We start from the raw sequence: 12,052 nt of genomic DNA on the forward strand, positions 1-12,052 counted from the left end.
GGTCCCATTCCGAACCCGGAAGCTAAGCCCTCCTGCGCCGATGGTACTGCACTCGTGAGGGTGTGGGAGAGTAGGACGCCGCCGGACAAAATTTGGGGAGGCCCCTGCATCGTGGCGACACGAAGCAGGGGCCTTCTCCTATGTGTGCGTTACCCAGCAGGCCGACTGAAGGCGCGTCCGGTGCTGCGGAACGGCTACCGTGTCACCTGGAGACCCCTTCGCGGGCTCTGCCATGTCTAGGAGGTTGTTGTGTCCAGGTTCGGGCAGCGTCCCGGCGATCGTGAGGGCGGTCAGCGCGACCGTCAGCAGCGCACCGGCGGTTTCGGCTCAGGCGATGGCCGGGGGAACAAGCAGCGCGGCACCGATCGCGGCGAGCGGCGGTCCTTCGGCGACCGTCAGCAGGGCTCGGCGCCCCGCCAGGAGCGCGGCAGCTGGTCTTCCCGTGACAACAGCACCAGTGGCGGCAGCAGCAACCGTGGCACCGCCGGCGGCGGCTACCGGGACCGCAACAACGACCAGCGCAGCGGCGGCGATCGCCCGCGCTACAACAACAGCGACCGCGACAACCAGCGCTCCGGTGGCGGCTACCGCTCCGATCGCGCCGGCTCCGGCGACCGCCCGCGCACGGGCGACCGTGACCAGCGTCCGCGCTACAACGGTGGCGACAGCGACCGCCCGCGCTACAACAGCGACCGCGGTGATCGCCCGCGCTACAGCAACGACCGTGGCGGCGACCGCCCCCGATACAACGGTGGCGACAGCGACCGTCCGCGGTTCAACAACGATCGCGGTGATCGCCCGCGCTACAGCAACGACCGCGGTGGCGACCGTCCCCGGTACAACAGTGGCGACAGCGACCGGCCCCGCTACAGCAACGACCGTGGCGGCGATCGCCCTCGGTACAACAGTGGCGACAGCGACCGGCCCCGCTACAACAACGACCGCGGTGGCGACCGTCCCCGTCACAACAGTGGCGACAGCGACCGCCCGCGCTACAACAGCGACCGGCCGCGCAGCAACGACCGCAGCTACAACAGCGACCGCGGCGGTGACCGTCCCCGCTTCGGTGGCGACCGTGACCAGCGCGGCGGCGACCGCCCCCGTTACAACAGCGACCGTGACAACCAGCGCTCCGGTGGCGGCTACCGCTCCGACCGCGCCGGCTCAGGCGATCGGCCGCGTTTCAACAACGATCGCGGTGACCGTCCCCGCTACAACAGCGGCGACGGCGAACGCCCGCGCTACAACAGCAGCGACCGGCCGCGCACCGGCGGCGACCGCGACCAGCGCGGCGGCTACCGCAGTGAGCGTTCGGGCTCGGGAGACCGGCCGCGGTTCAACGACCGCAACGACCAGCGTGGTGGCGACCGTCCGCGTTGGAACAGCGACCAGCGCTCGGGCGACCGCCCCCGGTCGAACGATCGCTTCAACAACCGGGACCGCGACGACGTCCGCGATGGCACCAGCAGCCGTCCGCAGCGGCCGGCCAAGTTCCAGGACCGTCGCAACACGACCGAGCGCACCGGCAACGACCGCGGCGGCTACGGGGACCGTCCCAAGCGGTTCGACGGCGACCGCAAGCCGCGCACGGCCGGTCGGCCGCCGCGGACCGAGTCGCGTCACGAGCGTCCGCGCGCCTTCGAGGAGCGCACGCCGCTGCGCGCCGTGGTCGACAACGAGCCCGTCGAGGAGCTCGAGATCGCCGCGACGGAGGCCGCGGTAGAGGCCGCCGTCGCCGAAGAGGTCGCCGCGGACAAGGCCATCGACACGGTCGACGGCGTGGACGTCGAGGCTCAGGACGAGGACCAGGAGCCGCAGGCCGGGCACGACGAGCCCCGGGGCGAGGCCACCGACGACCAGGCGCAGGACCCGGCCGCCGATGAGGCCCACGAGCGCACCGCTGACGGCGAACCGCAGGATCACCCCGCCGGGGAGCGCGTTGCCGAGGAGCGGCCGCGCGACCGGTCCGGCGCGCCGGAGCTGCCGGAAGGTGCCGTGTTCTCCGCGCTGGACGCCGAGGCGCGCATGGAGCTGCGGAGCCTGCCGAAGGCGCTGGCCGAGGTTGTCGGCGCGCACCTGGTGGCGGCCGGCATGCTGGTCGACGACGAGCCGGAAGAGGCCCTGGCGCACGCCCGGTTCGCTCGGGCCAAGGCGGCGCGGGTCGGGCTGGTCCGCGAGGCCGCCGGTCTGACGGCGTACCACGCGGGTGAGTGGGCGGAGGCCCTGTCCGAGCTGCGTGCGGCGCGGCGGATGAGCGCCGGTCCGGGCCACCTGGCCGTGATGGCGGACTGCGAGCGCGCGCTGGGCCGTCCGGAGCGGGCGCTGGAGCTGGCCAAGGAGGCCGACGTCAAGCAGCTGACCAAGGCGGAGCAGGTCGAGCTGCGCATCGTCGCCGCCGGCGCGCGCCGCGACATGGGCCAGCTGGACGCCGCGGTGGTCGCGTTGCAGGGCGAGGACCTCGACCCGGCCAAGAACGAGCCGTGGAGCGCCCGCCTGTTCTACGCCTACGCGGACAACCTCGCGGCGGTCGGCCGCACCGAGGAGGCCATCCGCTGGTTCCTCCAGGCCGCCGAGTACGACGAGGACGAGGAGACGGACGCCTCGGAGCGCGCGGTCGAGCTGAGCGAAGGTCACCTGGACGGAGAAGAGGAAGGCGAGTGACCGACACGGACCTGCTCGCCGAGTACGACGCGCTGCTGCTGGACCTCGACGGCACCGTCTACCGCGGCGGCGAGGCCGTGCCGGGCGCCGTCGAGGCGATCAAGGCGAGCCGGCGGCGCGGGGCGGGCATCCGCTACGTCACCAACAACGCCTCCCGCAAGCCGGGCAGCGTCGCCGCGCACCTCAACGAGCTGGGCTTCCAGGCCACCGACGAGGAGGTCAGCACCAGCTCCCAGGCCGCCGCGAGCGTCCTGGCCGAGCGGCTCACGTCCGGCGACCTGGTGCTGATCATCGGCACCCAGGCGCTCGCCGACGAGGTGTCGGCGGTCGGCCTGACCCCGACCCGGGAGTTCACGCCCGAGGTCGCCGCCGTCGTGCAGGGCCACTCCCCCGACACGGGCTGGCGCGACCTCGCCGAGGCCGGGCTGGCCATCCGCCACGGCGCGTTCTGGGTGGCCTGCAACGTCGACGCGACGCTGCCGACCGAGCGGGGTTTGTTGCCGGGCAACGGTTCCATGGTCGCCGCGCTGAAGGCCGCCACCGACGTCGAGCCGGTCGTCGCCGGCAAGCCGGCGCGGCCGCTGATGGACCAGGCGATCCGTTCCGCCGGCGCGCGTAAGCCGTTGGTCGTCGGCGACCGCCTGGACACCGACATCGCCGGCGCCACCGCCGCCGAGCTGGACGCGCTGCTCGTGCTCACCGGCGTCGCCTACCCCGCGCAGATCTTGCAGGCGCCGGAGGAGCTGCGCCCCCGCTACCTGTCGGCCGACCTGAGTGGCCTGCTCCGGCCCGTGTCCGAGGTGGAGATCGGCAAGCAGCCCGACTGGGACGTGCAGGTCGACGACCGGACGCTCATCGTCACTGGATCGGGTGACGGCGAGCCGCTGGCCCTGCTGCGGGGCCTGTGCGCGGCCTGGTGGCCGGCCGGCGGCGGCGCGGTGACCGTTCGAGCCGGCGATGACGCCTCAACGGTTGCCTTGGCCGCGCTGAATATCGGCTAGCGTTGTCTACAGACAGACGAGTTACTCCATCCAGGAGCCACTGATGACCCAGCCGCCAGTTCCGGGTCCCCCGCCGACCACGGGGCGCAGCCTGTCCGCTGGACCGCGCGGACCGATGTGGCCGGCCGACAACGGCGGGGGGCAAGCCCCCGACACCCCCGGCTCACCCATGGCGACCATCGACTACGCCGTCGCGAGGCTGGCGGAGCTCGACACGCTCGACGTCGCCGAGCACCCCGCGCGGTTCGAGGCGGTCCACGCCACGCTCACCGACGCGCTGTCGGCCATCGACGGGTTCTGATCCGGTGACCCGCAGGGCGCGGCTGGACGCGGAACTCGTCCGCCGGGGGCTGGCCAGGTCCCGGGCGCACGCGTCGGAACTGGTCGCCAACGGCCGGGTGACCGTGCGCGGCACCGTGGCGACGAAGGCGGCGACGGCCATCGAGGCCGACACGCCGGTCATCGTGCGCGAGGACGACGACGACCCGAACTGGGCGTCGCGTGGCGCGTACAAGCTGGTCGGCGCGCTGGACGCGTTCGACATCGCGGTGGACGGCCGGCGCTGCCTGGACGCGGGCGCCTCCACCGGCGGCTTCACCGACGTGCTGCTGCGCCGCGGCGCTCGCCAGGTGGTCGCCGCGGACGTGGGCCGCGGCCTGCTGCTGTGGCGGCTCCAGACCGACGACCGGGTCGTGGTTCTGGACAAAACGAACGTGCGCGCGTTGAACCCCGACTTGACCGACGGCGTCGTCGATCTCGTGGTCGCTGATCTTTCCTTCATCTCGCTCGGCCTGGTGCTGCCCGCCCTGCTGTCCTGCACGGCCGAGGACGGCGACCTGGTGCCGATGGTGAAGCCGCAGTTCCAGGTGGGCAAGGACAACGTCGGCCCCGGCGGCGTGGTGCGCGGCGGACGGCTGCGCGCGCAGGCGGTGCTGGGCGTCGTCGGCGAGGCCGCCGAGCTGGGGCTGCGCCTGCACGGCGTGGTCGCGAGCCCGCTGCCCGGGCCGTCCGGCAACGTCGAGTACTTCGTGTGGTTGCGTCGCGGCGAGCCGCTGCCGGCCGACCAGGCCGAGGCCATGGTCGCCACCGCGGTCAGGGAGGGGCCGAAATGACCCAGCTCAACGTGCACGGCGACCGGGAGATCCTGCTGGTCGTGAAGACCGGCCGGCAGACCAACCTGCGGCTGGCCGAGAAGGTCGCCGGCCGCTTCGCCGAGGCCGGCATCCGGCTGCGGGTGGTCGAGGACGAGGCCGCCGACCTGGACCGCTCCTGCTACGCCGAGGTGGCGCCGGCCAGCACCGCGGCCGTCGGCACCGAGCTGGTGTTCGCCCTCGGCGGCGACGGCACGCTGTTGCGCGCCGCCGAGCTGGCCCGGCCGTTCGGCACCCCGGTGCTGGGCGTCAACCTGGGCCGGGTGGGCTTCCTGGTCGAGGCCGACATGGACGACCTGGACGAGGCCGTGCAGCGGGTGATCGACCGCGACTACCACGTCGAGGAGCGGATGACGCTGGACGTCGCCGCCTCCGTGCAGGGCGAGGTCATCGCGCACACCTGGGCGCTGAACGAGGCCAGCGTGGAGAAGAGCAGCCGGGAGCGGGTGCTGGACGTGGTGGTCGAGGTCGACGCCCGGCCGGTCTCCTCCTTCGGCTGCGACGGTGTGTTGTGCGCCACACCGACCGGCTCGACGGCGTACGCGTTCTCCGCCGGCGGTCCCGTGGTGTGGCCGGACCTGGACGCGCTGCTGGTGGTGCCGAGCAACGCGCACGCGCTGTTCGCCCGGCCGTTCGTGGTGTCGCCGACGTCGGTGGTGGCCTTCGAGATCGACCCGCACGGGCATCCGGCGGTGCTGTGCTGCGACGGCCGCCGGCTGGTCGAGCTGCCCGCCGGCACCCGCGTCGAGGTGGCCCACTCCAGCACGCCGGTGAAGCTGGTGCGGCTGAAGCAGGACCCGTTCTCGGACCGTCTGGTGAACAAGTTCGCGCTGCCGGTGCAGGGATGGCGCGGCCCCGTTCTCGACTGACCAGCCCCTTCGGGCTGGCGGCGCTGACCGGTTTGGCGCGCCCCGGTCGTGGATCGTCAGGGGTTGGCACTAGTGTTCGACCTGTGCTGATCGAGATGCGTATCCAGGGTCTGGGCGTGATCGATGAGGCCAGCATCGAACTCCACCGGGGTTTGACGGTGGTCACGGGCGAGACCGGCGCCGGCAAGACGATGGTGGTCACGGGGCTGCACCTGCTGTCCGGCGGGCGCGGCGAGGCCTCGCGCGTCCGCACGGGCGCGGAGCGGGCCGTGGTGGAGGGCCGTTTCCACACGCCGGCCGGCAGCCCGGCGGCGGAGGTCGCGGCGAACGCGGGTGCCGACCCGGACGAGGACGGCAGCCTGATCGTGGTGCGCACGGTCAACACGGACGGCCGGTCCCGGGCGCACCTGGGCGGCCGGTCGGTGCCGGTCGGCGTGCTGTCGGAGATCTCCGAGCAGCTGATCGCCGTGCACGGGCAGAACGACCAGCTGCGGCTGACCCGGCCCGCCGAGCAGCGCGGCGTGCTGGACCGGTTCGCCGGCGAGGCGGTCGCCGAGCCGCTCGGCCGGTACCGCGAGCTGCGCGAGCAGTGGGTCTCCGTGTCGACGGAGCTGATCGAGCGCACCGAGAAGTCGCGCGAGATGGCCCGCGAAGCCGACCTGCTCAAGCACGGCCTGGCCGAGATCGAGGCCGTCGACCCGAAACCGGGCGAGGACGAGGAACTGCACGCCGAGGCGCGGCGGCTCGCCGACGTGGACCAGCTGCGGGAGGCGTCGCAGGGCGCGCAGTACTCGCTGAGCGGGCCGCCCGAGGTCGAGGCCGAGGCCGTCGGCGCGATGGCGCTGGTGGCGGAGGCGCGGCGGCGGCTGCTGGCGACCGAGGACCCGAAGCTGCGGGAGCTGGAGCCGCGGCTGGCCGAGGCGTCCGTGCTGCTCACCGATGTGGCGACGGAGCTCGTCGGGTACATCGAGTCGCTGGACGCCGATCCGGCGCGGCTGGAGCAGGTGCTGGCCCGGCAGGCCGAGCTGAAGCAGCTGACCCGCAAGTACGCCGCGGACGTCGACGGCGTGCTGGAGTGGGCGCGGGTGTCGCAGGAGCGGCTGGCCGGGCTGGACACGTCCGAGGAGGCGCTGGCCGAGCTGGCGCGCCGCCGGGACGAGCTCGCGGGGCAGCTGGCCGAGGTGGCGCTCGAGGTCAGCGCCGAGCGCGCCGCGGCAGCCGAGGACCTGGGCAAGGCCGTCACCGAGGAGCTCGGCGGGCTGGCCATGGCGCACGCGACCGTCGAGGTCGCCGTGCTGCCGCGGATCGCCGAGGCCGACGACTCGGTGGCGCTGCTCGTGAAGGGCGAGCGGCTGCACGCCGGTCGCGACGGCGTCGACGACGTGGAGCTGCGGCTGATCGCGCACCCGGGGGCGCCGGCGCTGCCGGTGAACAAGGGCGCGTCCGGCGGTGAGCTCTCGCGGGTGATGCTGGCGCTGGAGGTCGTGCTGTCGCACGCCGATCCGGTGCCGACCCTCGTCTTCGACGAGGTCGACGCGGGTGTCGGCGGCCGCGCCGCCGTCGAGGTCGGCCGCCGGCTGGCCCGGCTCGCGCGCAGCCACCAGGTGATCGTTGTGACCCACCTGCCGCAGGTCGCGGCGTACGCGGACCGGCACCTGGTGGTCAACAAGGTCGCCGAGGGCGGCCTGACCAGCAGCGGCGTGCGGGTGCTGGACGAGTCGGAGCGGGTGGTGGAGCTCGCGCGTATGCTCGCCGGCCTCGACTTCACGTACACGGGTCGGGCGCACGCCGAGGAACTGCTCGACGCGGCCCGCACCGACAAGAAGGCCGACGAGCCCGTGCGCAAGACGAGGAAGAAGGCCGTCAAGCGCTGAGTTCTTGGCGCCGCCTTCGGCGTCGCGGCTCGGCCCCTTCGGGGCCGGTGCCTCGCCCTTGCTGGATTTCGATCACCCGCATCGGCTGAGTGGTGGGGCGTGTCGGGTGGCGGGCGATCGAAATCCAGCAACCGTGCGAAGCACCGGCGGGGCCTCGCGTTATCTCGTCTGCCGGTCAACCAGCCTGATGGGCCAAGACGTCAGGCGGGGGCAAACGTCTCGACAGCGCCGTGGGCGGGGTGCGAGGCTGCGCGGATGTTCATCCACTACGGCCACCGGGGCTGACGTGGGCCGCCCGACCCTGGAGGACGTCGCCCGGCTCGCGGGCGTGTCCCGGTCGACGGTGTCCCGGGTGATCAACCGCCAGCCCGGCGTCGCGCCGCCGCACCGGCGCCTGGTCCAGGAGGCGATCGCCGAGCTGGGCTACCGCCCGCACCTGGGCGCCCGGGCGTTGGCCTCGGGGCGGGCCGACGCGGTGGATCTGGTGATCGTCGACGAGGATCCGGCGGCGTTGAGTGCCGATCCGCACTACGCACGGGTCATCGCCGGGACGGTGAATGCCTTGGTGGGTAAGAAGGATGTCCGGCTCCAGATCCGGCTGACGTCCGAGGCGACCGATCTGCGCGGAGGTCTCGGAGCGGTGCTGGTCAACGTGCGTCCCGAGCTGGCGTCTCAACTCCGCCACCGCTACGGCTGGATCGTGTCGATGGGTCGGTCCGCCCCGCGCGTCTCGTCCATCGAGCCCGACAACGCCGACGGCGGGCGGCTGGCCGTCGACCACCTCTACCGCGCCGGTAGGCGCCGGATTGCGGTCATCGGCGGCCCCGAAAGCAATCCTTGTGCCGTCGAACGCCGCGAAGGCGGACTTCGTGCCATCCGGGAGGCGGGTCTGGAGCCGTTGCTGGGCAACGGCGACTTCACCGCGGCGACGGCGGAGCGGGTCACCCGGCGGCTGGTCGCGGAGCACCCCGACCTGGACGCGGTGTTCGCCTCGTGCGACCTGACGGCCGCCGGTGCGCTGCGGGCGTTGGCGTCGATGGGCCGTCGGGTGCCGGACGACGTGGCGGTGGTCAGCTTCGACGACGGGGTCATCGCCGCCTCGCTGGGCCTGACGTCGGTGCGGCAGACCGTCGAGGAGAACGCCGCCACGGCGACCCGGATGGTGTTAGCGCGCGAGTGCCGCCGGGTGATGGTCCCGGTCTCCCTTACGGTTCGGCAGAGCGGCGGACAGCACGGCGACGCCTAGTCCGCCGAGAGCCATCGCCGCGCCGACCCAACCCGTCGCGGCATAGCCGTCGGTGACGGCGAGCCCGGCGAGGTAGGCGCCGGTGGCGTTGCCGAGGTTGAACGCGGCGACCGCCGCCGAGGACGCGAGGGTGGTGCCGCCGCCGGTGGCGATCACGCGGCTGGTGAAGGCCGGCACGGTCGCGAAGGCGACGACGCCCAGCGCGAACAGCGTGATCACCGACGGCAGCGCGGCGAGGATCAGCAGCAGCGCGACGAGTCCCGTCAGCAGCGCGATGATCGTGCCCATCAGCCGCCAGTCGGCGGCCCGTGCGCCGAGCCAGTTGCCCAGCACCAGGCCGACGCCGAAGACGATCAGCAGCCAGGACAGGTCGCCCGGCGCGTAGCCGGCCAGCGACGTCATGATCGGCGCGATGAACGTGTACGGGGCGTACACCGCGCCGAAGCCCAGGGCGGTCATGGCCAGCGCGAGCCACAGTTGCGGGCGGCGGAAGACCGTCAGGTCGTTGTGTGTCGCGAGGGCGGGCAGCGGCGGCACCAGCGCGGCGATGCCCGCCATGCCGGCGATGCCCAGCGCCGCGACCGCCCAGAACGTGACGCGCCAACCCCAGTGCTGGCCGAGGAACGTCCCCATCGGCACACCGACCACAGTGGACAGCGTCAGCCCCGTGACCATCGCCGCGATGGCCCGCGCCCGCCGCTGTTCGCCGGCCATCTCCGCCGCCGCGAGCGACCCGACGCCGAGGAACGCCCCGTGGCACAGGGCCGCCAGCACGCGCCCGAGCAGCAACATCGCGAAGCCGTGGGCGATCGCGGACGTCACATTGCCGGCGATGAACAACACCAGCAGCCCCAGTAGCGCCCACTTCCGTGGCAGCCGCGCCACCGCGATCGTGACGAGCGGGGCCCCGACCACCACGCCGAGCGCGTAGCCCGACACCAGCAGTCCCGCCGTCGGGATGCTGACACGAAGGTCCGACGCCAGGTCCGGCAGCAGGCCGGCGATCACGAACTCCGTGGTGCCGATGGCAAACGCGCTCAACGCCAGCGCGGCGAGAGCCAGACCGGTTCTGTTCACGAGCACGGACTGGACACCCGGGAGCGCTCCCACCTCAACCAGGTGGAGATCAGCCCGTGATCGGATCCAGCAGCCGGTGCGGCCGCGCCAGGGTGCGGGTGACCACGTCCGCGTCCGGGCCGGGCGGCCGCGCGGCGGGGCCCGGCACGGCGGCGTAGTCCCTGGCGGACAACAGCTTTCCGCACTCCAGGCAGGTGCCGGCCTGGTCCACCTCGCCGTTGTCGTCGGCGTGCAGGAAGTACCGGCGCGGGCCGTTGGGCGCGTAGAACTGGTCGCCCCAGGCGATGAGCGTCCGCAGCGCGGGCCACAGGGCGATGCCCTTGTCGGTGAGCGTGTAGTGCTCTCGGCGGCCCGGGCCGGGCTCCTTGGCCAGCACCCCGGACTCGACGAGCAGGCTGAGCCGCTCGCTCAGGATGGCCCGAGGAATCCTCAGGTGGGCGACGAAGTCGGCGAACCGCTGCACGCCGTAGAAGGCGTCGCGGACGATCAGCAGCGTCCACCGCTCGCCGACGATCTCCAGGGTGCGCGCGAGCGAGCAGTGTTCCACGGAGTAGTCCCGGACGGTCGCCATCGGCCCAGTCTACCCGCAGTTAGGTTCAGTTTCTGAACTTAGCGTGCTACGGTCGGCGGTGAGTTCAACTTCCGAACCAATGGAGACGTGTCATGACTGTGTCCGCGGTCGCCAGCAGACCCGACGTCGGCCACCCGCGCCGGTGGCTGATCCTCGCCGTGCTGGCGTCGGTCGCCTTCATGGCGCAGCTCGACCTGTTCATCGTCAACATCGCGATCCCGGCGATGGGCCGCACCTTCGAAGGCGCGGGCATCTCGGGGCTGTCCTGGGTGCTCAACGCGTACGCGATCGCGTTCGCGGCCTTACTGGTGCCGGCGGGGCGGCTGGCCGATCACCACGGCCGGCGGTTGTTCCTGCTCAGCGGCATCGCGGTGTTCGTGGCGGCGTCGGTCGCCTGCGCGCTGGCGCCGAACCTGGGCGTGCTGATCGCGGCCCGTGCGGTACAGGCGGCCGGTGCCGCGATGATCGTCCCGCCGTCGCTGGGCCTGCTCTACCCGGCGTTCCCCAAGGACAAGCACACGCTGGTCGTCGGCATCTGGGCCGGCGTCGGCGCGGTCGCCGCCACCGCCGGACCGCCGATCGGCGGCCTGCTGGTCGCCCTGGACTGGCGGTGGATCTTCCTGGTCAACGTGCCGGTCGGCATCGCGGCGCTGATCGCCGGCCTGATCGTGCTGCCGGAGATCCGCGCGCCGAGAACCGCCGAGCTGCCGGAGCCGGTGTCGACGATCGCCCTGTTCGCCGGCGTCAGCCTGCTGGTCTTCGCCATGTCCGAGGGCTCGAACCTGGGCTGGACCAGCCTGCCGGTGCTCGGCGCCGCGCTGGTGGCGGTGGCCGCGATCGCCGTGACGGTGGTCTACGCGCTGCGGCACCCGCACCCGCTGGTGGAGGCGAGCCTGTTCCGCACCCGGGAGTTCAGCACCGCCGCGCTCGCGATGTTCGTGTACTACATCGGATTCGCGGCCTGGCTGCTGCTCACGGTGCTGTTCCTCCAGAACGTCTGGCACTATGACGCCGTGCGCGCCGGCCTGGCCATCGCCCCCGGCCCACTGACGGCGGCCGTGTTCGCGATCAACGCCGGTCGCATCGCCCGCCGCTTCGGCCGCCGCCTGCCGGCGATCGTCGGCCCGGCGCTGATGGGCGTCTCGGCGGCGTACTGGCTGATCACGGTGTCGTCGACGCCCACCTACCTGGCCCTGCTGCCGGGCATGCTCATCGGCGGCACATCGGCCGGCCTGACCCAGGCGCCGCTGTTCGCGGCGTCGAGCGCCCTGCCGCCGGAGCGGGCCACCACCGGCGCGGCGGTGCTGAACATGTTCCGGCAGATCGGCAGCGCGTTCGGCGTGGCTCTGCTGGTTGCCCTGATGGCGACCGCCACGCCGAACGCGCTCTACGAGTTCCAGCGCGGATGGTGGCTGGAGATCGTCGTCGCCATCATCACCGTGCTTGTTGTCGCGCGTTCCGCGCGGGGCGAGGCCGCTTCCAAGCCGGCCTCTTCCCTTGGCTCAGCTCGATCGATGAACTGACGTCCAATTTGCGCGTTCCGCGCGGGCATCGATCGAGCTGATCCCGCGGTCCAGAGGCCGGCGCGGCCTCGCGACAGTT

At 72.8% G+C, this 12,052-nt stretch carries 10 protein-coding genes and 1 rRNA gene; 9 read left to right on the forward strand and 2 right to left on the reverse strand.

What is annotated here, in order from left to right:
* The 8 genes from rrf to BCF44_RS04925 all read left to right on the forward strand — a co-directional run.
* Positions 1-87, forward strand: a 5S ribosomal RNA gene (gene rrf / locus BCF44_RS04895); the annotation flags it as partial.
* A 162-nt stretch (positions 88-249) separates the two neighbouring features.
* A complete protein-coding gene (locus tag BCF44_RS57360) occupies positions 250-2,661 on the forward strand; it encodes a hypothetical protein (protein WP_246014841.1) in 2,412 nt (803 codons plus the stop codon).
* Positions 2,658-3,662, forward strand: coding sequence for an HAD-IIA family hydrolase (locus tag BCF44_RS04905; protein WP_116172920.1), 1,005 nt, complete (start codon positions 2,658-2,660; stop codon positions 3,660-3,662). Before BCF44_RS57360 ends, BCF44_RS04905 begins: the two co-directional genes overlap by 4 nt.
* Before the next feature lie 169 nt (positions 3,663-3,831).
* Positions 3,832-3,963 carry a hypothetical protein gene (locus tag BCF44_RS58465; RefSeq protein WP_256449348.1) on the forward strand — a complete coding sequence of 44 codons (132 nt, stop codon included), beginning with the start codon at positions 3,832-3,834 and terminating at the stop codon, positions 3,961-3,963.
* Between the two features lie 4 nt (positions 3,964-3,967).
* Complete coding sequence (locus BCF44_RS04910) at positions 3,968-4,774, forward strand: TlyA family RNA methyltransferase (RefSeq protein ID WP_116172921.1); 807 nt, start codon at positions 3,968-3,970, stop codon at positions 4,772-4,774.
* On the forward strand, positions 4,771-5,682 hold the full coding sequence (locus BCF44_RS04915) for an NAD kinase (RefSeq protein WP_116172922.1): 912 nt from the start codon (positions 4,771-4,773) through the stop codon (positions 5,680-5,682). Before BCF44_RS04910 ends, BCF44_RS04915 begins: the two co-directional genes overlap by 4 nt.
* Before the next feature lie 83 nt (positions 5,683-5,765).
* The gene (gene recN / locus BCF44_RS04920; protein WP_211352895.1) at positions 5,766-7,556 is read left to right on the forward strand and encodes a DNA repair protein RecN; all 1,791 of its coding nucleotides are present in this window, start codon (positions 5,766-5,768) and stop codon (positions 7,554-7,556) included.
* Positions 7,557-7,842: 286 nt separating this feature from the next.
* On the forward strand, positions 7,843-8,802 hold the full coding sequence (locus BCF44_RS04925) for a LacI family DNA-binding transcriptional regulator (protein ID WP_170217343.1): 960 nt from the start codon (positions 7,843-7,845) through the stop codon (positions 8,800-8,802).
* Here BCF44_RS04925 and BCF44_RS04930 read toward each other — a convergent pair.
* Positions 8,722-9,885, reverse strand: coding sequence for an MFS transporter (locus BCF44_RS04930; RefSeq protein WP_246014842.1), 1,164 nt, complete (start codon positions 9,883-9,885; stop codon positions 8,722-8,724). The genes BCF44_RS04925 and BCF44_RS04930 overlap by 81 nt on opposite strands.
* A 43-nt stretch (positions 9,886-9,928) precedes the next feature.
* Entirely contained in the window at positions 9,929-10,450 is a 522-nt protein-coding gene (locus tag BCF44_RS04935) for a winged helix-turn-helix transcriptional regulator (protein ID WP_116172924.1), read from the reverse strand.
* A 92-nt stretch (positions 10,451-10,542) separates the two neighbouring features.
* Between BCF44_RS04935 and BCF44_RS04940 the strand changes: the two genes are divergently transcribed.
* Positions 10,543-11,973 (forward strand): MFS transporter, encoded by a 1,431-nt coding sequence (locus tag BCF44_RS04940; protein WP_116172925.1) that lies wholly within the window; start codon positions 10,543-10,545, stop codon positions 11,971-11,973.
* The last annotated feature ends 79 nt before the right edge of the window (positions 11,974-12,052 follow it).

It is taken from the genome of Kutzneria buriramensis (genome assembly GCF_003387475.1).
Taxonomy (GTDB): Bacteria; Actinomycetota; Actinomycetes; order Mycobacteriales; family Pseudonocardiaceae; genus Kutzneria; species Kutzneria buriramensis.

Coding starts and splice junctions, on each gene's coding strand:
- BCF44_RS58465 (WP_256449348.1), top strand. CDS start 3,832: ATGGCGACCATCGACTACGCCGTCGCGAGGCTGGCGGAGCTCGACACG.
- BCF44_RS04935 (WP_116172924.1), bottom strand. CDS start 10,450: ATGGCGACCGTCCGGGACTACTCCGTGGAACACTGCTCGCTCGCGCGC.
- BCF44_RS04915 (WP_116172922.1), top strand. CDS start 4,771: ATGACCCAGCTCAACGTGCACGGCGACCGGGAGATCCTGCTGGTCGTG.
- BCF44_RS04940 (WP_116172925.1), top strand. CDS start 10,543: ATGACTGTGTCCGCGGTCGCCAGCAGACCCGACGTCGGCCACCCGCGC.